Raw genomic sequence first — 23,257 nt, 5'->3', positions numbered from 1 at the left:
CGCATGGCGCAGCCACCGCTGGAACCGCCTGAAGCGGGCACCGACATCGTGCCCGCTCCCCTGCCCGACACCCCTGCCGTGCCGGCTTCCCTGTCCGGGGCGGAGCATCCGCGCCCTTTCGGCCCGCTGCCCCGTGGCGTGGCGCTGGCCAGCTACCTGCTGATGGCCGGCGCGCTGCTGCTGGTGATGTGGCGCAACCTGCTGCCCGGCCTGCTGTGCGTGTGCCTGGGCTTCCTCGCCACCCGGGCGCTGGCGCGCTGGCTGGCGCAGTTGGCCCAGCGCCGCGCCAACGCGCACTCCGCCACGCTGCCACGCATCGCCGAACTGGCGGCCGCGGCCGCAGTGATGCTCTCGCCCCTGGTGCTGCTGGCCATCGGCGTCACCCATTCGCGCGGCTACCTGGTGGAGGCGCCCCAGCAGTACCGCGAACTGCTCGACTACATGGCGCGCACGGTGCTGGAACTGCGCCTGAAACTGCCGGCCGACATGGCCAGCCACCTGCCCGAGGGCGCAGCGGAGATCCAGCGCATCATCGCCAGCTACCTGGGGGCCAAGGCCGGCGCCCTGGCCATGGCCGGGCGCGCCTGGCTGGCAGGGTTGCTGTTTGCCTACGTGGGCCTGTTGATCGGCGCGCTCGCGGCCGTGCGCCCGCTGGCGCCCCCGCGCGGGCCCCTGGCCATCGCCCTGCAGCAGCGCATCACGCTGCTGGGCGAAGCCTTCCGCCAGATCGTGGCCGCGCAGTTCTGGATCGCCAGCTTCAACACCCTGCTCACGGCGCTGTTCCTGCTGTTCGTGCTGCCCATCTGGAAGCTGGAGCTGCCCTACACCCCGGTGCTGATCACGCTGACCTTCGTGGCCGGGCTGGTGCCCATCGTCGGCAACCTGCTGTGCAACGCGGTGATCACCATCGTCGGCCTGTCGGTGTCGCCCATGGCGGCCGCGGCCTGCCTGGGCTTTCTGATCCTGATCCACAAGGCCGAGTACGTGATCAACGCCAAGGTCGTTGGCCGGCGCACGCACATGGGCGTGTGGGAGCTGCTCAGCGTGATGTTCGTGGCCGAGGCCGTGTTCGGCCCCGCCGGGCTGGTGGCGGCTCCGCTGTTCTACGCCTACCTCAAGAAGGAACTGGTCGCTGCGCGGCTGGTGTGAGCCGGCCGGCGCGCCCGGTCATTGGCGCGCGAACTGCTTCTCCGCGAAGGCCCACACCAGGGCCGATGCGTCCGGCCCTTGCGGGTCGCTGTAGGGCAGGCTGGGCGTGCCACCGCTCCAGGCATGGCCCAGGCCCACGATTTCGCGCAATGCCACCACCGAGCGGGAGCGTGCCCTGTATTCGGTCACCCGCGTGGCATGGCGCTTGCCGCGCTGCAGCATGCGCGCCGTGCCAGCCCGTGCGCCCAGCGCCTCGGCCCAGAGCGTGGCCGTGGCCACGGCGTTGCGCACGGACACGACCCCATCGGCATCGCCGTGCAGGATCAGCAAGGGCGGCAGCGGCGGCAACGGCGTCCCGTCGATGCGCAGGCCCGGCACCAGGGCGCTGGCACCCGGCGGCTCGGGCAGATGCGCCTCGCGCTTGCCATGCATGGCGGCCATGGCCGTGGCAGCCGATTCGGCCGTGCCCGGTGCCACGCCGGAATGCATGGCCACGGCGCAAAAGCGCTCCGGGTAGGTGGCGCCCAGCAGGGCTGCCATGCTGGCGCCGGCCGACAGGCCCGCCACCGCGACGCGGTTCAGGTCCACCGGATGGCGGCGCGCCACCTGGTCCACGGCCGCCAGCAAGGTGGCGGCTTCGGCAGCGGCCTTGCCATTGCGACGCTCGAACCAGTTCCAGCAGCCGTGGGCATTGGCCATGCGCTCCTGCTCGGGGTAGAGGACCAGGAAGCGCTTGCGCGCCGCCAGCCGGTTCATGCGCGAACTGGCGGCCAGGTCACGCCCGGTCTGGCCGCAACCATGCAGCATGACCAGCAGGGGCAGCGTCTCGCCCTTCTTGAGCGCCAGTGCGGGCGGAATGTACAGGTGGAAACGCCGCGCTCCCGCAGGCCCCGGCGCAATGCCTGCCAGCCACTCGCCACTGACGGGCTGGGGCTTGCGCGGGCGCGGGGCCACGCTGCGGATGGGCGGCTGCCTGGCGGCTTTCTGGGCCAGCTTGGGCACGGCCCGCAGCGCCGTCACCGCCTGCGCACGCATGGGCTTGGCCGCCTTCTCAAAGGCCTTGAGGTTGCGCTGGTAGGCGCGGGTGAGCGCTGACAGCGAGAAGAGACGGGAGCGGCGGGCCATGGGCAGTTGTGCGGGTGCGATCCATAGATAGGGAAAACCCTATGCACCATAGCAGCTTATGGCTTCATGCGCCTGACGCTATCCCATCAATAGCAAACCAGCGTTACCAGCCAGCGTTCACGCCGTGCAAGACGCCGAGACAAAGGGTATTCGGCAGGCCGCAGTCTCCAAGCCTTCGTCCAGACAGGAAATCATGGCAGAAATTGATCGATAGATGTCCAGGGCCGGCGGGACTGCGCTGATCCCCCAAGGGAAGATACGTCCATTGCAACCCGAGCCTCAAGGGCATGACCATGAAAACCTGTCTGATTGTGATTGATGCGCAGGAATCCTTCCGCCAGCGCCCCTACTTCACGGCGGGCGACCTGCCGGCCTACCTGGCGGCGCAGAACGCGCTGATCGAGGGCTGTGTGGCGCAGGGCGTGCCGGTGGTGCGCATCTTCCACAGCGACGGCCCGGCCGATGCCAGCAACGCCTTCGCGATCGAATCCGGCCATGTGCGGGCGCTCGATGGTCTGGCCGCCTTCGACGCTGCGGCCACCTTCACCAAGTCGCGCCACAGTGCGCTGGTGGGCACCGGCCTCGATGTCTGGCTCACCCGCCACGGCATCCAGCGCCTGGTCGTGAGCGGCATCCGCACCGAACAGTGCTGCGAGACCACCACGCGCCATGCGTCGGACCTGGGCTGGGAAGTGGACTTCGTGGCCGACGCCACCTTGACCTGGGACATGGTGCAGCCCGATGGCCGCACACTGCCCGCCGCCGACATCAAGGCCCGCACCGCCACCGTGCTGGCAGGGCGCTTTGCCACGCTGCGCACGGTGGACGAAGCCCTGGCCGCCGCCGCAGCGGCAGGCTGAGCCGGGAGACCACCATGCGCGCCACTGTCTGCGAACTGCCCTACCAGCCCGCCTTGCTCGAACCGGCCTGGGAAGCCCTGGCCGCGCACATGCGCAGCGAACACTCGGAACTGGTGCTGCTGCCCGAATTCGCGTTCGTGGAGCCGGTGTGGGAGTCCACGCCGCTCGACCGCGCGCGCTGGGCGGCGGCCGTTGCGCTCAGCGATGCCTGGACGGCGCGGCTGCACGAGCTGGGCGCCGCCTGGGTGGTGGGCGCCCGCCCGGTCACCGTGGACGGGCGCCACTACAACGAGGGCTTTGCCTGGTCAGCCCAGGGCGGCTACCAGCCACTGCGGCGCAAGTTCCATCTGCCCGATGAACCCGGAGGCTGGGAGGCCACCTGGTTCGAGCGCGGCGATGCCGAATTTGCGCGCTGCTCCGCCGGCCCCCTGGCGTTCGGCCTGAGCATCTGCACCGAGCTCTGGGCGCTGGACACCTACGCAGGCTATGCAGCCCTGGGCGTGGAGGCGATCCTCACGCCGCGCGCCACTGCGGCGGCAACCACCGCCAAGTGGTTGGCCGTGGGCGCCGTTGCTGCGGTGCGAACCGGTGCCTACAGCCTGTCGTCGAACCGGGTCGATACGGGCTACGGTGGCGCTGGCTGGGCGATCAGCCCCGATGGCGCCCTGCTCGCGCAGACCAGCGTGGACCGCCCCTTCTGCACGGTGGACGTGGACCTGGCGGTGGCTGCTGGCGCCCGCAACACCTACCCGCGCTATGTGTTCGCCCGACCGGCCCCTTGACCTTTTAACCTTTGTTCACTCCATGACTCCTGTTTCCGCTTCCCCTCGCCCCTTGCAAGTCTCCATCCTGGTGTTCGACGATGTCGAGGCCCTGGACCTGGGCGGCCCCTACGAAGTTTTCACCACCGCCTGCCGCATGCAGCAGCGCCTGCAGCCCGGGGCACCCGCGCCCTTTGCCGTGCAGTGCGTGGCGCGCAGCCTGCAGCCGGTGCAGGCACGCGCCGGCCTGCGTGTGCTGCCCGATGCCGACTTCGCCACGGCCGCCGCACCGGACGTGCTGATCGTGCCTGGCGGTGTGGTCGATGTGGCCGCCGCCTGCGCCGAGACCCGCGCCTGGGTGGCCCGGGCCGCCGCAGGCGCACAGATCACCGCCTCGGTCTGCACGGGGGCCTTCATCCTGGCTGCGGCCGACGTGCTGACCGAGGGGCCGGCCACCACGCACTGGGAGGACATTGCCGACCTGCGCACGCAGTTTCCGGCACTCGGCGTGCAGGAGAATGTGCGCTGGGTGGACTGCGGTGCGCTGGTCACGTCGGCCGGCATCAGCGCCGGCATCGACATGAGCCTGCACCTGGTCACGCGCCTGGCCGGCTCCGCGCTGTCCGAGCGCACTGCCCGCCAGATGGACACACCATGGAACCCCAACCCCTGACACCGCACGCACCGATCCACGTCTATTTCGCGCTGCTGCCCGGCAGCCTGGTGCTGGACTGGGCCGGCCCGGCAGAGGCGCTGCGCATCGCCAACCAGTTGCTGCGCGCCCAGGGGCAACCCGAACGCTTCGTGCAGCACTTCACCAGCCCCACGCCGGAGGCGGTGACCTCGGTGGGCGCCATGCTGACCGGGCTGGAGCCCCTGCCTGCCACCTTGCCCCAGCCGGCCTGGGTGGTGCTGGTGGGCCTGCCGGGCAAGGCCATCGCGGTGGACAACAGCGAGGCCCGCGACCTGCTGCACTGGCTGCGCGGCATGCGCCTGGCCACGGGCCGGCTGGAGCTGGTCACCATCTGCGCGGGCGCGGTGCTGGCGGCCCACGCCGGGCTGCTGACCGGCCGGCGCGCCACCACGCACCACCAGCACCTGGGCGAGCTGGCCATGGTGGACCCGCACTGCGACGTGGTGTCCAACCGCGTCTTCGTACACGACGGCGCCCTGCACAGCAGCGCCGGAGTGACCACCGGCATCGACCTGGTGCTCTACCGCATTGCCGACACCTGCGGCCCGGCCATTGCCGCCCAGGTGGCCCAAACCATGGTGGTGGCCCTGCGCCGTGGCCCGCAGGACCCGGAGCTCTCGCCCTTTCTGCACCACCGCAACCACCTGCACGGCCCGCTGCACCGCGTGCAGGACGCCGTGGGCCAGCAACCCCAGGCGCCCTGGAACGTAAGCGCCATGGCCGAGGTAGCGCACACCTCGCCCCGGCACCTGAACCGGCTGTTCCTGGAGCACGCCGGCATTGCGCCACTGCAGTACCTGCGCCGCATCCGGCTGGCCGCTGCCGAAGCGGCCCTGCAATCGGGCCACAACGTGACGCAGGCGGCGGCGCTGGCCGGTTTCAGCTCGGACACGCAGTTGCGCCGCGCCTGGCACCAGTTCGGCCGCCCCGGCACCCCGGCGCGGGACGCGGCAACCCACCACTGACCGCAGGCTTGCACTATCGCGGAACATAATGGCATTCCGTGCGTTTGGAATGCCTGATCGACATGCAAGAGCCGCCCACCCCTGCCAACGAAGACGACCGACTGCAGGCCCTGCGCCAGTTGCTGATCCTGGACACGCCGCCCGAGGAGCGGTTCGACCGCATCGTGGCCTTCGCGGCGCAGGAGTTCGACATGCCCATTGCGCTGATCTCGCTGATCGACGCCGAGCGCCAATGGTTCAAGGCGAAGGTGGGGCTGGATGCCCCCGAAACGGCGCGCGACATTTCGTTCTGCGCCCATGCCATCCTCAAGGACGAGACCATGGTCGTGCCCGACGCCGCGCAGGACCTGCGCTTTGCCGACAACCCGCTGGTGACCGGCGGGCCGGGCATCCAGTTCTACGCTGGCGCCCCGCTCAAGCTGCCCAGCGGCGAGAGCATCGGCACCCTGTGCATCATCGACCAGCAGCCGCGTGACCTGGACCGGGTGGACCTGGCCATCCTGGCCTCTCTGCGCGACCTGGCGGTGGAGGAACTCGTGCGGCGCGACGCCCAGGCGGCCACGCCTGGAGACACAGGCGACGCAGCATGAACGCACGCGACATCCTGCTGGTAGAGCCCAGTATGCTGACCGGCAGCATCATCGTCTCCACCGCACGCCAGCTGTCGCTCCCCGAAGTGCGCCAGGTGGCAAGCGTGCGCACCGCGCAGCAGCAACTGGCGCAGCGGGATTTCGCGGGCGTCATCGTCTCGCTGGAAGAGCAGCAGGAGGCCATGCAACTGCTGGAGAGCGTGCGCGCATCGCAGCTGGCGGTGGCCTCGTCCGTACCGGTCGCCGTGACCACCTCGCAGATGGATGCCACGACGGCCGAACAGATGAAGGCGCTGCGCGTGCGCCGCGTGCTGCTCAAGCCCTTCAAGGTGAAGGACGTGATCTCCACCATCGAGTTGCTGAGAGACACCTGACCGGCCTCGCCGCACACCTGCCCGGCGCGGCCTCAGTACGAATCAGGGACATACATGTTGGCGGGAACCGGCTGCCGCAGGTATTCGGGGTTGCGCACGCGCTCGGGAAGCACCACGGGGGGATGGGGCACATCTTCATAGGGGAACTGCGACAGCAGGTGCGAAATGCAGTTCAAGCGGGCTTTCTTCTTGTCCACGGCCTGCACCACCCACCAAGGGGCTTCGGGGATGTGGGTGCGCTCCAGCATGGTTTCCTTGGCCTTGGTGTAGGCTTCCCAACGGATGCGGCTCTCCAGGTCCATGGGGCTGAGCTTCCACTGCTTGAGCGGGTCGTGGATGCGGCCCAGAAAGCGCAGATGCTGCTCTTCGTCGGTGATGGAGAACCAGTACTTGACTAGGGTGATGCCCGAACGCACGAGCATTTTCTCGAACTCGGGCACGGTGCGAAAGAACTCCTCGTACTCGTCGTCCGAGCAAAAGCCCATGACGCGCTCGACACCGGCGCGGTTGTACCAGCTGCGGTCGAACAGCACCATTTCGCCGGCAGCCGGCAGGTGCGCCACATAGCGCTGGAAGTACCATTGCGTGCGCTCACGGTCGTTGGGTGCGGGCAGCGCTGCCACGCGGGCCACGCGCGGGTTCAGGCGCTGGGTGATGCGCTTGATGACGCCGCCCTTGCCGGCCGCGTCACGCCCCTCGAACAGGATCACGACCTTCTGGCGGCTGTGCTGCACCCAGTCCTGCAGCTTCACGAGCTCGCCCTGCAGGCGGAACAGCTCCTTGAAATACTGCTGGCGCGCATGCTTGTCCGTGGGCATGGCGTCGCCGAAATCGTCCACGTTGCGGTCCTCGATCTCCAGCTCCAGCTCTTCGTCGTAGCTGTCGATCAGGTCGTTGGCGATGCGCTGCATCAGGTCCTGCGCATCGATGGGGGCGTTCTGGAACATGGCGTCTGTGGAGCAAATAAGGGATCTCCCATGATGCGCCCACCCGGTGACAAATGCATGACACGCACATGAAGTGTCACACCGCTGTCATGCGGTAACAGCAATATCGGCAGCCATGTGCTGGCATGTCCCGCCGCTGTGGCGGCCTTTAGGTTCCTCTTTTCGCCTTCCATGAATGCACCCGCCGCCAGTACCGCAGGCCAGAACTATGGGGGCGATGCCGCAGGCCTGATCTGTGGCTACCGCATGGGCACCACGGATGCGCCGCAGGCCATCGACTCGGTGGAGGCCGCGCAGTGGCTGCAGTCGCTCGACCAGCCGCCCGCCACCCCTGCCGGGGACGGCGAGACCCTGCCCTTCGTCTGGCTGCATTTCAACCTGAGCCACACACAGGCCGTGCGCTGGATGGAGCGCCACGCCGGGCTGCCCGACGCGTTTTTCGAGGCGCTCAAGGACGGCTCGCACTCCACCCGCATCGAGCGCGACGATGACACGCTGATCGCCGTGCTCAACGACGCGCATTTCGATTTCGCCTTCGAGCCCTTCGACATCGCCACGCTGTGGATCAGCGTGGCGCCGCAGCTGGTGGTCACCGCCCGCGCCCACCCGCTGCGCTCGGTCGATGCGCTGCGCACGGCGGTGCGCAATGGGCATTCGCCACGCTCCAGCGTGGCCCTGCTGGAACAGCTCATGCGCACCCAGGCCGGCGGCCTGGTGGACATCGTGCGTGGCGTCACGCAGCGCATCGACCGCATCGAGGACGAGTTGCTGGCCGGCCGGCTGGACTACAAGCGCTCGCGCCTGGGCGTGCTGCGCCGGCTGCTGGTGCGCCTGCAGCGCCTGCTGGCGCCCGAGCCGGCGGCCCTGTTCCGCCTGCTGCAGAACCCGCCGGCCTGGATGGGCGCCGAGGACGCCCAGGAGCTGCGCGACTCGACCGAGGAGTTCTCGGTGGTGCTGCGCGACATGCAGGGCCTGCAGGAGCGCATCAAGCTCTTGCAGGAAGAGGTGGCCGCCAACGTGCAGGAGGCCAACAGCCGCAGCCTGTTCGTGCTGACGGTGGTGACGGTGCTGGCCCTGCCCATTAACATCATGACCGGCCTTTTGGGCATGAACGTGGGCGGCGTGCCGCTGGCGGACAGCCCGCACGGCTTCTGGATCATCGTGGGCATCCTCGTGGTGTTCACGGCCGTGGCGGCCTGGATCGCCCTGCGGGGCACCCGGGACCGGTAGGAAGCGCCACGGGGCGGGCCATTACAATCCCGCCCCTTGCCTCGCTCCCCGGATTCCGCGCCACCATGAACATCGTCGTCAACGAAGAACTCAAAGCCTACATCGATCCCCTGACCCGCGACGAACACGACGCCCTGGAACGCAGCCTGCTGGCCGAGGGCTGCCGCGATGCCCTGGTGCTCTGGGGCGACGTGCTGGTGGACGGCCACAACCGCTACGGCATCTGCCAGAAGCACGGCCTGCCCTTCCAGACCGTGCAGAACACGCATTTCCAGAGCATGGAAGACGTACACCTGTGGATGATCGACCAGCACCTGGGCCGCCGCAGCGTCTCGGACTTCCAGCGCGGTGTGCTGGCCCTGCGCAAGCGCGAGATCGTGGCCGCGCGCCGCAGCCGTGCCGCCGCCATCCCGCCCGAGCCGGTGGACGAGGCCGACCTGCCCTGGTCGTCCGACGGTCCGGTGGCAGCCCCCCGCCGCCCGCCCCCGCGCCCGACGAATCCTCCGAGACCCTGAGCAGCCGCGAGGCCATTGCCCGCGCGGCGCGCCTGAGCAGCAGCCAGGTGGTGGCGATCGAGAAGATCCAGAAGCAGGCGGCGCCCGAGCTGGTGGCGGCCGTCAAGTCCGGCACCATCTCGCTGGCCACCGCCGCCACCGTGGCCACCCTGCCGGCCGAGGAGCAGGTGGCTGCGGCCAAGGGCGGCAAGGACGAGCTCAAGCAGGCCGCCAAGCGCGTGCGCGATGCCAAGCAGCGCAAGCCGCGCGAGGACAAGGAAGCCGCGGACGAAGCGCCCGCGCAGGAATCGGCAGCGGCCGGCGACGAACTGCAGGCCCTGCGCCTGCGCGTGGCCGAGCTGACCGCCGAGAACGAGGCGCTGCGCGCCGAACTGGCCCGGCTGCAGGGCTGAGGCAGCCCGCCTGGCCCTGCGCGAAAAACGGTTCGTGCCTATTCGTTCGCGCTGCGCAGGGCGACCAAGCGCTCGGTGACGTGGTCGATGTCCAGGCCGTCCTCTACATGCTGGAGGTAGGTTTCCAGGTCAAAGATGGCCTCGGTCAGGTTGCCGCGCTCAGCGTGCGCGAGCCCGCGATCGCGCCACTCGCCCCAGGCCTCGGGCTGCAGCACGATCAGGCGGTCCTGCACCGCGATCAGCCGCTGCCAGTCCTGCTGGGTGCGGTGTACCTCTTTCAGGTTGCGCAGCATGCGCGCAATGATGTCGCGCGGCGTGGCGGCCTGCAGGTACAGGCCCAGGGGCACGTCGTAGTCGTCCACCAGGCCGTTGCGGCGCTTGTAGGGCTCCAGCCGTTCGCCCAGCTCTTCGCGGCTCAGGGACTGGCCGGTGATCGGGTCCAGCACCACCTGCCCCTTGGGCAGCAGCACCTTGACCATGAAATGCCCCGGAAAGGCGATGCCGCGCGCGTGCAGGCCCAGGCCCTGGGCCAGCTCCATCCACAGCACGGCCAGGCTGATGGGGATGCCCCGGCGCGTGCGCAGCACGGCATTGAGGTAGCTGTTCTCGGGGTCGTAGTAGTTGTTGACGTTGCCGCCGAAACCCATGTCGGCAAAGAAGAACTGGTTGAGCGTGCGCAGGCGCTGCAGCGCGGGCGCATCGGCCGGCAGGCGGCGCTTGATGCGCGCCTGCAGCTGGTCCATGTCGCCCAGCAGCAGTTGCACGTCGAATTCGGGGTATTCGTCCTGCGCCAGGCTGGCGGCGGCCTCCAGCAGGGGGAAGTGGTCATCGCTTTGCACCAGCGATGCGAAGTACTCCAGCGAGGTCGGTACGGTCAGGCTCAGTGGCATGGCAAGGTTGTAAGGTGCGGTTCCCGCCGCGTCAAGCTGCAAAAGTCACGCGGGACAGGGTTATTTCGCTTGGCCGCGGTCAGGGCGGTTCAGCGCCGCAGCATCTTGCGCAGCTTGAGCCCGGCCGCCCACAGGGCGCCGAAGTACAGCGCGGCCGATGCCGCCATGAGCGCCGCCAGCAGGCCGATGCGCTGCCACTTGGCGGCGCGCAGGCCCAGCCAGTCGAAATGGTACGACGACCACACCAGCAGCGTGGCCAGCAAGGCACTTGCAGCCACCACCTGCAGGATGAAGCGGCCCCAGCCCGGCAGCGGCTGGTAGCTGCCGCGCCGCAGCAGGCCGATGAGCAGCCACAGCGCGTTGATGAGGGCCCCCAGGCCAATGGACAGGGCCAGGCCGGCGTGCCCAATCCCGATCCACCACACCAGCGCCACGTTGAGCAGTTGCGTGATGACCAGCACCGAGATGGCGATCTTGACCGGCGTGCGCACGTCCTGGCTGGCGTAGTAGCCCGGCGCCAGCACCTTGATGGCCACCAGGCCCAAGAGGCCCGCGCCGTAGCCCGACAAAGCCATCGCGATCTTGCCCACGTCGCCGTCTTGCAACTTGCCGTAGTGGAACAGCGTGGCCACCAGCGGCTTGGAGAAGGTGAGCAGGGCCACCGCGCAGGGCACGGCCAGCAGCACCACGATGCGCAGGCCCCAGTCGAGCATGGCGGAGTACCTGTCGGCATCGCCTGCGGCCTTGGCCGCCGTGAGCTGCGGGGTGAGCACCACGCCCAGGGCCACGCCCAGCAGGGCGGTGGGGAACTCCATCAGCCGGTCGGCATAGAACAGCCAGGTGACGCTGCCTGGCTCCAGGTAGGAGGCGATCTGGGTGTTGATCATCAGCGAGATCTGCGCCACGCCCACACCCAGCAGGATGGGGCCCATGAGCGACAGCACCTTGCGCACGCCCGGGTCGGCCCAGGCCGCGCGGATGGCGCGCCAGCGGACGCCGATGCGCGGCAGCAGCCCCATGCGCGCCAGCACCGGAATCTGCACCGCCAGTTGCAGCACCCCACCCAGCAGCACGCCGCCGGCCATGGAGTAGATGGGCTCGATGCCGCGCGCCTCCAGCTGGGGCGCGCCGAGCAGTGCCGCGCCGATCATCGACAAATTGAGCAGCACGGGCGAAGCCGCCGGCACGGTGAAGTGCTTCCAGGTGTTGAGCACACCGGCCGACAGCGCGACCAGCGACATGAAGCCGATGTAGGGGAACATCCAGCGCGTCATGAGCACGGCGGCGTCGTAGGCCGCTGGGGTCTGGCGCATGCCGCTGGCCAGGGCCCAGACCAGCACCGGCGCCCCCACCACGCCGAGCACGCAGGTCAGCAGCAGCACCCAGGCCAGGGCCGTGGCCACGTTGGCGATGAGCACGCGCGTGGCGTCCTCGCCCTGCTGCGCCTTGCTGGTGGCCAGCACGGGGATGAAGGCCTGGCTGAACGCCCCTTCGGCAAAAAAGCGGCGAAACAGGTTGGGAATGCGAAAGGCGACGTTGAAAGCGTCCGTCAGGGCGGTGGCCCCGAAGAAGGACGCCATGAGCAGGTCGCGCGCCAGGCCCGTCACGCGGGAGGCCAGGGTCAGCAGGGAGACGGTGGAAGCGGCTTTGAGCAATGACACCGCCGGGAGTGTATGCGCTGGCGGGTGGCGGGCGGCCGCAGCGGCCGCTGGCGGGGTGGGCAAGAAGGGGGCCAAGGGATCCTCCGGGTGGATGGGGTGGGCCAGTCTGGGCGGCCCCCGTGAGGTGGGGATGAAGTTTGCGGGGCGGGTGTGAAGTGGCGCCTTGCGTTGCACCCGCTTACCAAAAGCCCTCGCGTTGGCCGTACAGATGCAGCGTCTAGGCCCGGTTGGCCGACTGGGCTATAATCGCGGGCTTTGCTGGCATCATCCTCAGACCTTAAGGAAACACATCAATGGCATCCGCTAAACCCAAGAAGAAGAACCCGCGCCTGGCGTCGGGCCGCAAGCGCGTCCGTCAGGACACGAAACTCAACGCCGCGAACACCTCGCTGCGCTCCAAATACCGTACCGCTGTGAAGAACGTCGAAAAGGCTGTTCTGACCGGCGACAAGACCAAGGCGACCGAACTGTTCGCCAAGATGCAAGCTGTGGTTGACTCCGTGGCCGACAAGGGCATCTTCCACAAGAACAAGGCTGCTCGCGACAAGAGCCGTCTGTCTGCCAAGGTGAAAGCCCTGGCCCTGGCCGCCTGACCCTCTTCAGGCAAACAGCCCGAACGGCCCGCGCCGTTCGCCGTTTGTAACGGGTGCGCTGCCAGCAAAAAACGAACGAACCGCCTTAGGGCGGTTTTTTCGTTTCCGGGGCGCGAATGCGGCAGATGCCATGCCCCGTCCAAGCACAAAAAAAGCCCCGAGGGGCCTTCATGCTTGGCGTGGACGCGCCCCGGTCTCAGGGCTTGGTGGGAGGCGGTAGCACCGGAGCATCCGGCACCAGGCAGGCTTCGGCCACCTGCAGGTTGTTGTCGCGCGCGAAGTTGACGACGAAATCCCAGGCCATGGGCTCGTGGTCGCGCAGGTCGCGGTGCACCACCACGCACTTGATGCCATTGAGGGTGGTCGGAATGCACCAGGGCGAATAGCTCAGGTGGCTGCCCGGCCGTGCCCCGCCCGGGCGAAAGCTGCTCATCACCCCTGCCAGACGCTCGGCCCAGTCGCTGGGACGGAAGGTTTTCCCGTCCTGGGTGACGCCTTGGATGAAGATCTCTTTGGAGGTGGGGGAAACCATCGGGTCGAAGTGTAATGGACAGCCAGCAGCCACAGGATCACTGCATGCTGCACTGCAGCGTAGCATTCTAACTCTTATATAAGAGCTACCTCCCTATTTCCTACCAGCGCACAAGGCATCGCCGGCCACGTGCATTGCAGTGATGCGCAATCGTCAACAGCGGGTCATCGCATGGCCCCTAGAATCGTGCTTCGTTTTCGGGGTGGACAAACCCACCCTCTCACCGCACCGCCAGGAGATTTCTGCATGACCGCTTTCATTGAGGCCGCCTCGCCCCACGTGATGAACACCTATGGCCGCGTGCCAATTGCGCTGGCCCGCGGTCAAGGCTGCCGCGTGTGGGACGTGAATGGCAAGGAATACCTCGATGGCCTGGGTGGCATCGCCGTGAACACGCTGGGCCACAACCACCCCCAGCTGGTGCCCGCGCTGCAGCACCAGATCAGCCAGATCATGCATTCCTCCAACTACTACCACGTCCCCCTGCAGGAGACCCTGGCGGCCAAGCTGGTGGAACTGTCGGGCATGACCAACGTGTTCTTCTGCAACTCGGGCCTGGAAGCCAACGAGGCAGCGCTGAAGATCGCGCGCAAGTACGGCGTGGACAAGGGCATCGCCAAGCCCGAGATCGTGGTCTACGAGAAGGCCTTCCACGGCCGCTCCATCGCCACCATGTCGGCCACCGGCAACCCCAAGATCCACAACGGCTTCGGCCCGCTGGTGGAAGGTTTCGTGCGCGTGCCGCTCAACGACATCGAGGCCATCAAGCAGGCCACCGAGGGCAACCCCAACGTGGTGGCCGTGTTCTTCGAGACCATCCAGGGCGAAGGCGGCATCAACCCGATGCGCGTCGAGTACCTGCAGCAGTTGCGCAAGCTGTGCGACGAGCGCGGCTGGCTGATGATGATCGACGAAGTGCAGTGCGGCATGGGCCGCACCGGCAAGTGGTTCGCGCACCAATGGGCCGGTATCGTGCCGGACGTAATGCCCCTGGCCAAGGGCCTGGGCTCGGGCGTGCCCATCGGCGCGGTGGTGGCCGGCCCCAAGGCCGCCAACGTGCTGCAGCCGGGCAACCATGGCACCACCTTCGGCGGCAACCCGCTGGCCATGCGCGCCGGTGTGGAAACCATCCGCATCATGGAAGAAGACGGTCTGCTGCACAATGCAGCCACCGTGGGTGAGCACCTCAAGGCCGCCCTCGTGCGCGAACTGGGCAGCCTGCCCGGGGTCAAGGAAGTGCGCGGCCAGGGCCTGATGCTTGGCGTGGAACTGGACAAGCCCTGCGGCGTGCTGGTGGCCCAGGCGGCCGAAGCCGGCCTGCTGCTGAGCGTGACCGCCGACAAGGTGATCCGCCTGGTGCCCGCGCTGATCCTGTCCACCGCCGAAGCCGACGAGATCGTCGCCAAGCTGGTCCCGCTGGTCAAAGCCTTGCTGGCCGAATAAACCCTGGGCGCGCATGCAGCGCGCCGCAATGCCATGAAACATTACCTGCAGTTCAACGATCTCGGCGCCGACGAATACACCTACCTGTTCGAGCGTGCCGCGCTCATCAAGAAGAAGTTCAAGGCCTACGAAAAGCACCACCCCCTGGTGGACCGCACGCTGGCCATGATCTTCGAGAAGGCCAGCACCCGAACGCGCGTGAGTTTCGAGGCCGGCATGTACCAGTTGGGCGGCAGCGTGGTGCACCTGACCACGGGCGACAGCCAGCTCGGCCGCGCCGAGCCCATCGAGGACAGTGCCAAGGTCATCAGCCGCATGGTGGACCTGGTGATGATCCGCACCTACGAGCAGACCAAGATCGAAAGCTTCGCGGCGCACTCGCGCGTGCCCGTGATCAACGGCCTGACCAACGAGTTCCACCCCTGCCAGATCCTGGCCGACATCTTCACCTTCATCGAGCACCGCGGCTCCATCGCCGGCAAGACAGTGGCCTGGGTGGGCGACGGCAACAACATGGCCAACACCTGGCTGCAGGCAGCGGCGCTGCTGGGCTTCAAGGTGCATGTGAGCACGCCGCGCGGCTACGAGGTGGACGAGAAGCTGGCCGGCGCCACCACTGGCAGCTACCAGTTCTTCAGCGATCCGCTCGAAGCCTGCAAGGGCGCCGACCTGGTGACCACGGACGTGTGGACCAGCATGGGCTACGAGGCCGAGAACGAAGAACGCAAGAAGGCCTTTGCCGACTGGTGCGTGGACGCCGAGATGATGGCCGTCGCCAAGCCCGATGCGCTGTTCATGCACTGCCTGCCGGCGCACCGCGGTGAAGAGGTCGAGGCCGACGTGATCGACGGGCCGCAGTCTGTCGTATGGGACGAAGCAGAGAACCGGATGCATGCGCAGAAAGCGTTGATGGAATACCTGCTGCTGGGCAAGGTCGCCTGATTTCATTCACCATGCCCTGGCGCCGCCAGCCTGCCCACTGCGCCGAATTGCTGGCGCACTGGCAGGCCTTGGGCCGGGACCTGGGCCACGATACGCCCGCCTGGCGCAGCGAAGGCCGCCGCTTGGTGCTGGCCTGGGCGCGCTGGCCGCGTGCCTACCATGACACCACGCACCTGTGGGCCTGCCTGCGCCACCTGCAGGCAGTGCAGGCCGCCGTGCCCGGCGCGCTGCAGCAGCCGCATGCGGTGGCGCTGGCCCTGTGGTTCCACGACGCTGTGTACCGGCCCTGGGGCCGGCTGAACGAGGAGAAGAGCGCCGACTGGGCGAGCCGCTTCCTGGCTGCGCAGGGCCTGCCCGCTGCGCTGGTGCAGGCCGTGCACCAGTTCATCCTGGACACGTGCCACAACCCCGGCCCGCTCAGCGGCGACGCGCAGTGGGTGGTGGACATTGATCTGGCGGTGCTGGGCCAGAGCGACGCGATTTACCGCCAGTTCGAGCGCAATGTGCGACGCGAGTATTTCTTCGTGCGCTGGCCGCGCTATGTGGCGGGCCGCAGCGCGGTGCTGCGGGGGTTTCTGGAGCGGCCGCGCATCTACGGCACCGAGTGGTTCCACGGGCGGTACGAAGCCCAGGCGCGCGCCAACCTGGCAAATGCCTTGGCAGCACTGGCACAAGGCAGCTTGTACGGCTGAAAAGCCCGACGCGATCACCGTGGCAAGCGGCCGGATCGCAAACCGCTGGCGTACCATTTCACCCCCTCGACAAGTCCCTTGAGCCCACGACGGCACGCTTTCGTATGTCCGAATCCGCACACCCCTGCCTGACCTGTGGCGCCTGCTGCGCGAGCTTTCGCGTGGATTTTTCGGCCCACGAGATGCAGGAGATGGGTGGCACCGTGCCCGGCGGCCTGGCCGTCGAGGTCACCGAGAGCACCTGCCGTATGCGCGGCACCGACCACGTGCCCGCGCGCTGCGCAGCGCTCATCGGCAAGGTGGGCGAGAAGGCCGCCTGCGGCATCTACGAGTGGCGGCCCTCGCCCTGCCGCGAGTTCGAGGCCGGCGACCCAGCCTGCAACCGCGCACGCATGCGCCACGGCATGCAGCCCCTGCAAGACGGCATTATTTTTTGAAGGCCCCGCCAGGGCAGCACAGGCAAACTAGTTTAGGCTTCAACAAAAAATCCCCCTGCTGTTGGAAATAACCGACACCACGGGTTTTCCGGGACATGCAAACTTTGTCCCATGCAAGCCAGCCACACCCCCGCCGCACGCCCGCTCTGGGACATTTCGCCGCCCGTGCATGCGGGCAGCCCGGTGTTCCCCGGCGATACGGCCTACAGCCAGCAGTGGTGCGCCACCATCGGGCCCGGCTGCCCGGTGAACGTGAGTGCCATCACCCTCTCGCCCCACGTGGGCGCGCATGCCGATGCGCCGCTGCATTACGACGCCGAGGGCGCCACCATCGGTGACGTCTCGCTGGAGGCCTTTCTAGGCCCCTGCCGCGTCATCCATGCCATCGGCCGTGGTCCGCTGATCGAGTGGGAGCACATTGCCCACGCGGTGGATGCCACTCTGCCCCAGCGCGTGCTGGTGCGCACCTACGAGCGCATGCCGGTGGACCGCTGGGACGGCGCCCTGGCCGCCTACGCCCCGGCCACCATCGCGCGCCTGGCCGATCTGGGCGTGCTGCTGGTGGGCATCGACACGGCCAGCATCGACCCGGCCGACAGCAAGACGCTGGACAGCCACCAGGTCATCCGCCAGCGCGGCCTGCGCGTGCTCGAGAACCTGGTGCTCGACGAGGTGCCCGAGGGCGACTATGAGCTGATCGCCCTGCCCCTGAAGCTCACCACGGCAGATGCCTCCCCCGTGCGCGCCGTACTGCGCGCACTGGCCTGATTCCAAGACTTATCCCACGACTCCCATGACGACACTGCAAGACTGCCGCGCGCTCGACGCGCAAGACCCCCTGGCCCCGCTGCGCGGGCACTTCAGCCTGCCCGAGGGCTTGATCTACCTGGACGGCAATTCCCTGGGCGTGCTGCCCAAGGCCGCCGCGGCCCGCGTGGCCGACGTGGTCACGCGCGAATGGGGCACCGACCTCATCCGCTCGTGGAACACCGCCAGCTGGTTCGACCTGCCGCAGCGCCTGGGCAACCAGCTCGCGCCCTTCATCGGTGCCGGCAAGGACGAGGTGGTGTGCACCGACAGCACCTCCATCAACCTGTACAAGGTGCTGAGCGCCGCGCTCAACATCGCCCGCGAGGACAGCCCCACCCGCAGGCGCGTGGTCAGCGAGCGCAGCAACTTCCCGACCGACCTGTACATCGCCGAGGGCCTGTGCAGGGAGCGCGGGCTGGAGCTGGTGCTGGTGGAGCCCGAGGAGATCACCGCCGCGCTGACGGCCGACGTGGCCGTGCTGATGCTCACCCACGTGAACTACCGCACCGGCGCCATGCACGACATGGCGGCCACCACGGCGGCTGCCCATGCCGCCGGCATCCTCACCGTGTGGGACCTGGCGCACAGTGCCGGTGCCGTGCCGGTGGACCTGAACGGCGCAGGCGCCGATTTCTCCATCGGCTGCGGCTACAAGTACCTCAACGGCGGCCCCGGCGCGCCGGCCTTCGCCTGGGTGCATCCGCGCCATGCCAACCGCTTCTGGCAGCCGCTATCGGGCTGGTGGGGCCATGCCGCACCTTTCCAGTTCACGCCGGACTACCAGCCGGCCCCCGGCATCACACGCTACCTGTGCGGCACGCAGCCCATCATCAGCCTGTCGGCTCTGCAGTGTGGGCTGGACGTGTTCGACGCGGCCCAGCCCCTGGGCGGCATGGCCGCGCTGCGCGCCAAATCGCTGGCACTGACCGACCTGTTCATCGCGTTGGTGCAAGAGCGCTGCGCGGGCCACGGCCTGGGCCTGGCCACGCCGGTTGCGCACGCGCAGCGCGGCTCGCAGGTGTGCCTGACGCGCGACGAGGGCCAGGGCCTCAATGGCCAGGGCAGCGGCGCCTACGCCATCGTGCAGGCGCTGATCGCGCGCGGCGTGATCGGCGACTTCCGCAAGGGCGACGGCGGCCAGGGCCCGCACAAGGACATCCTGCGCTTTGGCTTCACGCCGCTGTACATCGGCTACGAAGACGTGTGGAACGCCGTGGAGCACCTGCGCCAGGTGCTCGACGCCGCCGAGTGGCAGCGCCCCGAGTTCAACCAGATCCACGCGGTGACCTGAGCCATGTGCCCGTTCTCCAACACCCCTGCAGAGCCCGGTGAGGCAGCGCCCGCCACAGGCAAGCCCGAATCCATCGTGCACGAAGAGCGCGCCCAGCTCGACTTCAGCCAATCCATGAGCTATGGCGACTACCTGCAGCTCGATGCCATCCTGACGGCACAAAAGCCGCTGTCGCCGGCGCACGACGAGATGCTGTTCATCGTGCAGCACCAGACCAGCGAGCTGTGGATGAAGCTCATGCTGCACGAGCTGCGCGCCGCCATCGGCCACATCGCCCGGGACGAACTGCAGATGGCCTTCAAGATGCTGGCCCGCGTCTCCAAGATCATGGAACAGCTGGTGCATGCCTGGGACGTGCTGGCCACCATGACGCCGCCCGAGTACAGCGCCATGCGGCCCTACCTGGGCCAGTCCAGCGGCTTCCAGAGCTACCAGTACCGCAGCATCGAATTTTCGCTGGGCAACAAGAACCGCGCCATGCTGAAACCCCACGAGCACCGCGCCGACCTGCTGGCCCAGGTGCAGGCGGCCTACGAGGCACCTTCGCTGTACGACGAAGCCCTGCGCCTGCTGGCGCGCCGAGGCATCCCCGTGCCCGCCAGCCACACCGAGCGCGACTGGAGAGAGCCCTATGTGGAGAGCGACGGCGTCGAGCAGGCCTGGCTCACCGTGTACCGCGCGCCCGAGAAGCACTGGGACCTGTACCAGCTGGGCGAGGAACTCACCGACCTGGAAGATGCCTTTCGCCTGTGGCGCTTTCGCCATGTGACCACGGTGGAGCGCGTGATCGGCTTCAAGCGCGGCACCGGCGGCACGGGCGGCGTGAGCTACCTGCGCAAGATGCTGGACGTGGTGCTGTTCCCCGAGATCTGGAAGCTGCGCACGGACCTCTGAGACATCCTCCGCATGGGGGACAGCCAGTCGCGCGCGCACCGTGTACCCTCGAACGCGGCGCGCACCGTGCGCGCCCTCCCGGAGACCCCCCTTGCCGCCCCAGCCCGCAGAGTCCGCCCACACGCCCCCACCACCACCTTTGCTCGCACCCCGCGTCGCCTGGGTCATGCTGCTGGCCCTGATCTCAGGCTTTGCGCTGAGCCAAGCCTTTCGCACCATCACGGCGATCATCGCCACCGGGCTGCGCGCGGAGTTCGGTCTGTCGGCGCAGGCCCTGGGCGCGTTCGCCGGGGCCTTTGCCTTTGCCTTCGGCGGCATGCAGCTGTTCATGGGCGTAGGCATCGACCTGTACGGCGTGCGGCGCACACTGCTGGTGGCCTTCCCGCTGACCATCGCCGGGTCGCTGCTGTCGGCACTGGCACCGGGCTACGGCACGGTGCTGCTCGGGCAGGTGCTGATCGGCGTGGGCTGCGCGCCGGCCTTCCTGGTGTGTACGGTGTTCATCGCGCGCTACTTCCCCCCGGGGCGCTTTGCCATGGTCTCGGGCGTGGCCATGGGCATCGGCGGCCTGGGCATGCTGTTCACCGGCACGCCGCTGGCCTGGCTGGTGCAGCACTCCTCCTGGCGCGCGGGCTTTGCCGTTCTGGCGGGGCTGGCGGCGCTGGCCTGGCTGCTGATCTGGTGGAAGGTACACGAGCCTGCGCAGCCGCAGCACACCGCCGATGCACCGCGCGAATCGATCGCCTCGGCCGTGCGCGGCTTCGGCGCCTTGTTCCTGCTGCCGCACACCGCCGGCATCATGCTGCTGGCGCTGACCACCTATGCCTCCTTCCTGACCCTGCGCGGGCTGTGGCTGGGGCCGCTGTTGATCGAGCGGCACGGCTATTCGCTGGTGGCCAGCGGCAATGTGGCCATGCTGTCCTCGCTGGTGTCGCTGTTCACCCCAGCCTGGTTCGGGCGCATGGACCCTGGGCCTGCGCACCGCCGGCGCTGGATCACGGGCTTCACCGCCATCCTGTGCGGCCTGTTCCTGGCCATCGGCCTGCTGCACCGGGAGTGGCTGGACGTGGGCGGCGCCATCGCCGTGGGCCTGCTCTCGGGCTACATGGTGCTGCAGTACGCGGACGTGCGCTCGGCCTATCCGGCGGCCATGACCGGACGCGCCATGGCGGTGTTCACCATGGCGCTGTTCCTCGGCGTGGCGCTGATGCAGTGGCTCACGGGGCTGACCGCCTCGCTGGCTTCTGCGCACGGCGTCGATCCGTATGTGGCCGTGATGCTGACCATCTCGGCGCTGCTGGCGGCCGGGGTGCTGTCGTTCAGGCTGCTGCCGGCGCCCGCGCATTGATCTGCGGCGGGCACACGGCCCCCTGCCCAGCCACGCGCCACCACTGCAGCACGCCGAACAGCAGTTCGAAGGCGGTAAATCCGAGAACGATGGCGCTGGCGCCATGGGCTACCGCATAGATTTGCCAGGCGGCAAACAGCAAGCGCGCCAGCCCATCGAGCCGGCCCAGCAGCATGCCGGGTGCCGCAATGCGCGCAATGGACCAGACCACCACCACCGAGCCGAGCAGATTGGCCAGCAGCATGTGCGTGCCATCGAGCGGGTGCAGGGTACCGGGCAGGCCCAGTGTGGTGGACACCGAGGTCAGCAGGCCATAGAGCCAGGCAAAGGTCCACGGCAGCGCGAAGGGCCAGGTGACGAACAGGTCGTACCAGCCGCCGGCGCGCACGATGGTCAGGTAGCGCGGCGAGGAAAAGGCAGGGATGTGCATGGTGCAAAACAATCGAAGTGAAGAAGGCTCCTAGCTTCCACCTTGAAGTACGCTTCAGGGTCAAGCACTTTTTGAAAGACGCGCCCATGCTGATCGGAGAACTCGCCACCGCTGCCGGACTGAGCCGCGAAGCCCTGCGTTTCTACGAGCAGCAGGGGCTGATCCGCGCCCGCCGCCTGCCCAACGGCTACCGCGACTATCCCGAGGAGGTGCTGATGCTGGTGCAGTACATCCGCACGGCGCAGCAGTTGGGCTTCACGCTGGCCGAGATCGGCGACCGGCTGCCCGCGATCTGGGACGCACCCGACCCGGCGCCCGCCGTTACCGAAGTGCTGTCCGCCAAGCTGCTCGAAATCGACGCACGCATCGCCGCGCTGCAGGCCCTGCGCCAGACGCTGGCGGAGCGGGTGCTGGCGGACTGTCCGCTGGCAGCCTCTTAGAGTGAGCTGGCCACCGAGCCGTCGCCCCGGTACAGCCAGGGCAGGTCCAGCACGCGCGCGCCCAGCAGGCGCAGCGAGGCGTCGCGCCCCCAGCGCACGGGGCCCATGGCGTGGAAGATGCGGCCATTGCGCGTGGCGCGGGCCTGCACGCGGGCGTTGCGTTGCCAGCGGTTCAGGGCGTAGCGCGTCAGGCGCAGCGGCACCTCCAGGTCGTGCATGGACAGGGCGCGCTGCAGCTCGGCTGCGTCCTCGATGGCCATGCCGGCCCCCTGGGCCAGGTAGGGCAGCATGGGGTGGGCGGCATCGCCGAGCAGGGCCACCAGGCCCTGCGCCATCTCCGCTGCGCTGCGCACGGGCGGGCGGTCACACAGCGGCCACAGGCGCCAGCCACCGCCGGCCGCCGCGACACCAAACACGGCGTGCTGCAACGCCGGGCAGGCGCCCTGCAGGGCCTGCTCCAGATCGGCCGCATTCGCGGCATGGTCCCAGCCCTGCATGTCCCCGGGCGCCGGGCCTTCGATGATGACCACCAGGTTCTGCAGCTCACCACGCCGCACGGGGTACTGCACCACATGCAGGCGCGGGCCCAGCCAGGCAGTGATCTGCTGGGTGCGCAGGGCATTGGGCAGGGCGTCCTGCGGGACCAGGGCGCGGTAGGCCAGGTGGCCCGTGGCGCGCGGCGTGGCGCCGCCCAGCAGTTGCAGGCGCGTGCCACTCCACAGGCCGTCGGCCCCCACCAGCGCATCGCCCTCCACCTCCTTGCCCCGGCTGGTGCGCACGGTGACGGCAGTCTCGGCACCAGGAATGGCGTTCACTGCCGCGCTGCCGTCGGTAAAACCCTTGATGGCGTGCGCCAGGTTCAGCTGGGTGTCGGTGTACTTGGTGACCGCCGCCAGCAGCAGCCCATGCAGGTCGGCGCGGTGGATGGTGGCGTAGGCGGCGCCATAGCGCTCGATGGCGGTGGCGCCCAGCGGCAGTTCGGCCAGTGCGCGCCCCGTGAGCGCGCTGCGCACCTGCAGCCGGGCCGGGAAAGCCGCCACGGACTGCAGCGGCTTCTGCAGGCCCCAGGCCTGGAGCCGGCGCACCACGTTGGGCCCCAGTTGCACGCCTGCCCCCACCTCGCTGAAAGCGGAGGCACGCTCGTACAGCCGCACATCCCATCCGGCACGCGATGCGCCCAGGGCTGCTGCCAGCCCCCCTATGCCACCACCCGCCACCAGCACCTGTTTCTTCATGCGCCGATTGTCGCGCG

25 protein-coding genes and 1 pseudogene are annotated in these 23,257 nt (G+C 68.5%); 19 read left to right on the top strand and 7 right to left on the bottom strand.

Going from position 1 to position 23,257, the window contains the following annotated elements; genetic code table 11:
• Nucleotides 1-3: 3 nt before the first annotated feature.
• Nucleotides 4-1,149 carry an AI-2E family transporter gene (locus AC0IZS_RS15725; RefSeq protein WP_471636457.1) on the top strand — a complete coding sequence of 382 codons (1,146 nt, stop codon included), beginning with the start codon at nt 4-6 and terminating at the stop codon, nt 1,147-1,149.
• Between the two features lie 18 nt (nt 1,150-1,167).
• Here the strand turns inward: AC0IZS_RS15725 and AC0IZS_RS15720 are convergent, their stop codons facing one another.
• On the bottom strand, nt 1,168-2,274 hold the full coding sequence (locus AC0IZS_RS15720; protein WP_471636456.1) for an extracellular catalytic domain type 1 short-chain-length polyhydroxyalkanoate depolymerase: 1,107 nt from the start codon (nt 2,272-2,274) through the stop codon (nt 1,168-1,170).
• 293 nt (nt 2,275-2,567) lie between these two features.
• Here AC0IZS_RS15720 and AC0IZS_RS15715 point away from each other — a divergent pair, with 293 nt between their 5' ends.
• The 6 genes from AC0IZS_RS15715 (at nt 2,568) to AC0IZS_RS15690 (ending at nt 6,518) form a co-directional block, all read left to right on the top strand.
• Nucleotides 2,568-3,134 (top strand): isochorismatase family protein, encoded by a 567-nt coding sequence (locus AC0IZS_RS15715; RefSeq protein WP_471636455.1) that lies wholly within the window; start codon nt 2,568-2,570, stop codon nt 3,132-3,134.
• A 14-nt stretch (nt 3,135-3,148) separates the two neighbouring features.
• Nucleotides 3,149-3,916, top strand: coding sequence for a carbon-nitrogen hydrolase family protein (locus AC0IZS_RS15710; RefSeq protein WP_471636454.1), 768 nt, complete (start codon nt 3,149-3,151; stop codon nt 3,914-3,916).
• Nucleotides 3,917-3,938: 22 nt separating this feature from the next.
• On the top strand, nt 3,939-4,568 hold the full coding sequence (locus tag AC0IZS_RS15705) for a DJ-1/PfpI family protein (protein ID WP_471636453.1): 630 nt from the start codon (nt 3,939-3,941) through the stop codon (nt 4,566-4,568).
• On the top strand, nt 4,550-5,554 hold the full coding sequence (locus AC0IZS_RS15700; RefSeq protein WP_471636452.1) for a GlxA family transcriptional regulator: 1,005 nt from the start codon (nt 4,550-4,552) through the stop codon (nt 5,552-5,554). The genes AC0IZS_RS15705 and AC0IZS_RS15700 overlap by 19 nt, the downstream gene beginning before the upstream one ends.
• A gap of 62 nt (nt 5,555-5,616) precedes the next feature.
• Nucleotides 5,617-6,144 carry a GAF domain-containing protein gene (locus AC0IZS_RS15695; RefSeq protein ID WP_471636451.1) on the top strand — a complete coding sequence of 176 codons (528 nt, stop codon included), beginning with the start codon at nt 5,617-5,619 and terminating at the stop codon, nt 6,142-6,144.
• Nucleotides 6,141-6,518: a response regulator gene (locus AC0IZS_RS15690; protein ID WP_471636450.1), complete on the top strand. Its 378-nt coding sequence runs from the start codon at nt 6,141-6,143 to the stop codon at nt 6,516-6,518. Before AC0IZS_RS15695 ends, AC0IZS_RS15690 begins: the two co-directional genes overlap by 4 nt.
• Nucleotides 6,519-6,550: 32 nt before the next feature.
• On the opposite strand, the gene ppk2 is transcribed toward AC0IZS_RS15690, so the two are convergent.
• The gene (gene ppk2, locus AC0IZS_RS15685; RefSeq protein ID WP_471636449.1) at nt 6,551-7,465 is read right to left on the bottom strand and encodes a polyphosphate kinase 2; all 915 of its coding nucleotides are present in this window, start codon (nt 7,463-7,465) and stop codon (nt 6,551-6,553) included.
• Between the two features lie 171 nt (nt 7,466-7,636).
• Here ppk2 and AC0IZS_RS15680 point away from each other — a divergent pair, with 171 nt between their 5' ends.
• Nucleotides 7,637-8,695 (top strand): transporter, encoded by a 1,059-nt coding sequence (locus AC0IZS_RS15680; protein ID WP_471636448.1) that lies wholly within the window; start codon nt 7,637-7,639, stop codon nt 8,693-8,695.
• Nucleotides 8,696-8,760: 65 nt separating this feature from the next.
• Nucleotides 8,761-9,602 (top strand): annotated as a pseudogene (locus AC0IZS_RS15675) (ParB N-terminal domain-containing protein).
• A gap of 38 nt (nt 9,603-9,640) precedes the next feature.
• On the opposite strand, the gene AC0IZS_RS15670 reads toward AC0IZS_RS15675, so the two are convergent.
• Together AC0IZS_RS15670 and murJ are read right to left on the bottom strand one after the other, a co-directional pair.
• A complete protein-coding gene (locus tag AC0IZS_RS15670) occupies nt 9,641-10,492 on the bottom strand; it encodes a SirB1 family protein (RefSeq protein WP_471636447.1) in 852 nt (283 codons plus the stop codon).
• 89 nt (nt 10,493-10,581) lie between these two features.
• Complete coding sequence (gene murJ, locus AC0IZS_RS15665; protein ID WP_471636446.1) at nt 10,582-12,153, bottom strand: murein biosynthesis integral membrane protein MurJ; 1,572 nt, start codon at nt 12,151-12,153, stop codon at nt 10,582-10,584.
• A gap of 293 nt (nt 12,154-12,446) precedes the next feature.
• On the opposite strand from murJ, the gene rpsT reads away from it, so the two are divergent.
• Complete coding sequence (rpsT, locus tag AC0IZS_RS15660) at nt 12,447-12,746, top strand: 30S ribosomal protein S20 (RefSeq protein ID WP_007848982.1); 300 nt, start codon at nt 12,447-12,449, stop codon at nt 12,744-12,746.
• 196 nt (nt 12,747-12,942) lie between these two features.
• Here rpsT and AC0IZS_RS15655 read toward each other — a convergent pair whose 3' ends face one another.
• Nucleotides 12,943-13,278: a DUF3579 domain-containing protein gene (locus AC0IZS_RS15655; protein ID WP_471636445.1), complete on the bottom strand. Its 336-nt coding sequence runs from the start codon at nt 13,276-13,278 to the stop codon at nt 12,943-12,945.
• A 246-nt stretch (nt 13,279-13,524) separates the two neighbouring features.
• Here AC0IZS_RS15655 and AC0IZS_RS15650 point away from each other — a divergent pair, with 246 nt between their 5' ends.
• The 8 genes from AC0IZS_RS15650 (at nt 13,525) to AC0IZS_RS15615 (ending at nt 21,135) form a co-directional block, all read left to right on the top strand.
• Nucleotides 13,525-14,721 carry an aspartate aminotransferase family protein gene (locus tag AC0IZS_RS15650; protein WP_305745130.1) on the top strand — a complete coding sequence of 399 codons (1,197 nt, stop codon included), beginning with the start codon at nt 13,525-13,527 and terminating at the stop codon, nt 14,719-14,721.
• A 33-nt stretch (nt 14,722-14,754) separates the two neighbouring features.
• Entirely contained in the window at nt 14,755-15,663 is a 909-nt protein-coding gene (argF, locus tag AC0IZS_RS15645) for an ornithine carbamoyltransferase (protein ID WP_471636444.1), read from the top strand.
• An 11-nt stretch (nt 15,664-15,674) separates the two neighbouring features.
• Nucleotides 15,675-16,355 carry an HD domain-containing protein gene (locus AC0IZS_RS15640; protein WP_471636443.1) on the top strand — a complete coding sequence of 227 codons (681 nt, stop codon included), beginning with the start codon at nt 15,675-15,677 and terminating at the stop codon, nt 16,353-16,355.
• A gap of 104 nt (nt 16,356-16,459) precedes the next feature.
• The gene (locus tag AC0IZS_RS15635; RefSeq protein WP_471636442.1) at nt 16,460-16,792 is read left to right on the top strand and encodes a YkgJ family cysteine cluster protein; all 333 of its coding nucleotides are present in this window, start codon (nt 16,460-16,462) and stop codon (nt 16,790-16,792) included.
• A 111-nt stretch (nt 16,793-16,903) separates the two neighbouring features.
• Nucleotides 16,904-17,560: an arylformamidase gene (gene kynB / locus AC0IZS_RS15630; RefSeq protein ID WP_471636441.1), complete on the top strand. Its 657-nt coding sequence runs from the start codon at nt 16,904-16,906 to the stop codon at nt 17,558-17,560.
• A gap of 25 nt (nt 17,561-17,585) precedes the next feature.
• Nucleotides 17,586-18,893 (top strand): kynureninase, encoded by a 1,308-nt coding sequence (kynU, locus tag AC0IZS_RS15625; RefSeq protein ID WP_471636440.1) that lies wholly within the window; start codon nt 17,586-17,588, stop codon nt 18,891-18,893.
• A gap of 3 nt (nt 18,894-18,896) precedes the next feature.
• Nucleotides 18,897-19,787 carry a tryptophan 2,3-dioxygenase gene (gene kynA, locus AC0IZS_RS15620; RefSeq protein ID WP_471636439.1) on the top strand — a complete coding sequence of 297 codons (891 nt, stop codon included), beginning with the start codon at nt 18,897-18,899 and terminating at the stop codon, nt 19,785-19,787.
• Nucleotides 19,788-19,878: 91 nt separating this feature from the next.
• The gene (locus AC0IZS_RS15615) at nt 19,879-21,135 is read left to right on the top strand and encodes an MFS transporter (protein ID WP_471636438.1); all 1,257 of its coding nucleotides are present in this window, start codon (nt 19,879-19,881) and stop codon (nt 21,133-21,135) included.
• Here the strand turns inward: AC0IZS_RS15615 and AC0IZS_RS15610 are convergent.
• A complete protein-coding gene (locus tag AC0IZS_RS15610; RefSeq protein WP_471636437.1) occupies nt 21,107-21,565 on the bottom strand; it encodes a hypothetical protein in 459 nt (152 codons plus the stop codon). The two genes, AC0IZS_RS15615 and AC0IZS_RS15610, sit on opposite strands and share 29 nt — an antisense overlap.
• Nucleotides 21,566-21,651: 86 nt before the next feature.
• Here AC0IZS_RS15610 and AC0IZS_RS15605 point away from each other — a divergent pair, with 86 nt between their 5' ends.
• A complete protein-coding gene (locus AC0IZS_RS15605; RefSeq protein WP_436219228.1) occupies nt 21,652-22,005 on the top strand; it encodes a MerR family DNA-binding protein in 354 nt (117 codons plus the stop codon).
• Here AC0IZS_RS15605 and AC0IZS_RS15600 read toward each other — a convergent pair.
• A complete protein-coding gene (locus tag AC0IZS_RS15600; protein WP_471636436.1) occupies nt 22,002-23,240 on the bottom strand; it encodes an FAD-dependent monooxygenase in 1,239 nt (412 codons plus the stop codon). The two genes, AC0IZS_RS15605 and AC0IZS_RS15600, sit on opposite strands and share 4 nt — an antisense overlap.
• Between the last annotated feature and the right edge of the window lie 17 nt (nt 23,241-23,257).

It is taken from the genome of Acidovorax sp. AC410 (genome assembly GCF_979253235.1).
The sequence above is the reverse complement of the archived record's forward strand: the minus strand, read 5'-3'. Positions and strand labels throughout refer to the sequence as shown.

What these genes read in the sequence shown, in the direction of transcription:
- AC0IZS_RS15670 (WP_471636447.1), bottom strand. Translation starts at nt 10,492, where the DNA reads ATGCCACTGAGCCTGACCGTACCGACCTCGCTGGAGTACTTCGCATCG.
- AC0IZS_RS15690 (WP_471636450.1), top strand. Translation starts at nt 6,141, where the DNA reads ATGAACGCACGCGACATCCTGCTGGTAGAGCCCAGTATGCTGACCGGC.
- AC0IZS_RS15715 (WP_471636455.1), top strand. Translation starts at nt 2,568, where the DNA reads ATGAAAACCTGTCTGATTGTGATTGATGCGCAGGAATCCTTCCGCCAG.
- AC0IZS_RS15640 (WP_471636443.1), top strand. Translation starts at nt 15,675, where the DNA reads ATGCCCTGGCGCCGCCAGCCTGCCCACTGCGCCGAATTGCTGGCGCAC.
- AC0IZS_RS15605 (WP_436219228.1), top strand. Translation starts at nt 21,652, where the DNA reads ATGCTGATCGGAGAACTCGCCACCGCTGCCGGACTGAGCCGCGAAGCC.
- argF (WP_471636444.1), top strand. Translation starts at nt 14,755, where the DNA reads ATGAAACATTACCTGCAGTTCAACGATCTCGGCGCCGACGAATACACC.
- AC0IZS_RS15650 (WP_305745130.1), top strand. Translation starts at nt 13,525, where the DNA reads ATGACCGCTTTCATTGAGGCCGCCTCGCCCCACGTGATGAACACCTAT.
- ppk2 (WP_471636449.1), bottom strand. Translation starts at nt 7,465, where the DNA reads ATGTTCCAGAACGCCCCCATCGATGCGCAGGACCTGATGCAGCGCATC.
- kynU (WP_471636440.1), top strand. Translation starts at nt 17,586, where the DNA reads ATGACGACACTGCAAGACTGCCGCGCGCTCGACGCGCAAGACCCCCTG.
- AC0IZS_RS15680 (WP_471636448.1), top strand. Translation starts at nt 7,637, where the DNA reads ATGAATGCACCCGCCGCCAGTACCGCAGGCCAGAACTATGGGGGCGAT.
- AC0IZS_RS15655 (WP_471636445.1), bottom strand. Translation starts at nt 13,278, where the DNA reads ATGGTTTCCCCCACCTCCAAAGAGATCTTCATCCAAGGCGTCACCCAG.
- rpsT (WP_007848982.1), top strand. Translation starts at nt 12,447, where the DNA reads ATGGCATCCGCTAAACCCAAGAAGAAGAACCCGCGCCTGGCGTCGGGC.
- AC0IZS_RS15635 (WP_471636442.1), top strand. Translation starts at nt 16,460, where the DNA reads ATGTCCGAATCCGCACACCCCTGCCTGACCTGTGGCGCCTGCTGCGCG.
- AC0IZS_RS15695 (WP_471636451.1), top strand. Translation starts at nt 5,617, where the DNA reads ATGCAAGAGCCGCCCACCCCTGCCAACGAAGACGACCGACTGCAGGCC.
- AC0IZS_RS15725 (WP_471636457.1), top strand. Translation starts at nt 4, where the DNA reads ATGGCGCAGCCACCGCTGGAACCGCCTGAAGCGGGCACCGACATCGTG.
- AC0IZS_RS15720 (WP_471636456.1), bottom strand. Translation starts at nt 2,274, where the DNA reads ATGGCCCGCCGCTCCCGTCTCTTCTCGCTGTCAGCGCTCACCCGCGCC.
- AC0IZS_RS15700 (WP_471636452.1), top strand. Translation starts at nt 4,550, where the DNA reads ATGGAACCCCAACCCCTGACACCGCACGCACCGATCCACGTCTATTTC.
- kynB (WP_471636441.1), top strand. Translation starts at nt 16,904, where the DNA reads ATGCAAGCCAGCCACACCCCCGCCGCACGCCCGCTCTGGGACATTTCG.
- kynA (WP_471636439.1), top strand. Translation starts at nt 18,897, where the DNA reads ATGTGCCCGTTCTCCAACACCCCTGCAGAGCCCGGTGAGGCAGCGCCC.
- AC0IZS_RS15705 (WP_471636453.1), top strand. Translation starts at nt 3,939, where the DNA reads ATGACTCCTGTTTCCGCTTCCCCTCGCCCCTTGCAAGTCTCCATCCTG.
- AC0IZS_RS15610 (WP_471636437.1), bottom strand. Translation starts at nt 21,565, where the DNA reads ATGCACATCCCTGCCTTTTCCTCGCCGCGCTACCTGACCATCGTGCGC.
- AC0IZS_RS15710 (WP_471636454.1), top strand. Translation starts at nt 3,149, where the DNA reads ATGCGCGCCACTGTCTGCGAACTGCCCTACCAGCCCGCCTTGCTCGAA.
- AC0IZS_RS15600 (WP_471636436.1), bottom strand. Translation starts at nt 23,240, where the DNA reads ATGAAGAAACAGGTGCTGGTGGCGGGTGGTGGCATAGGGGGGCTGGCA.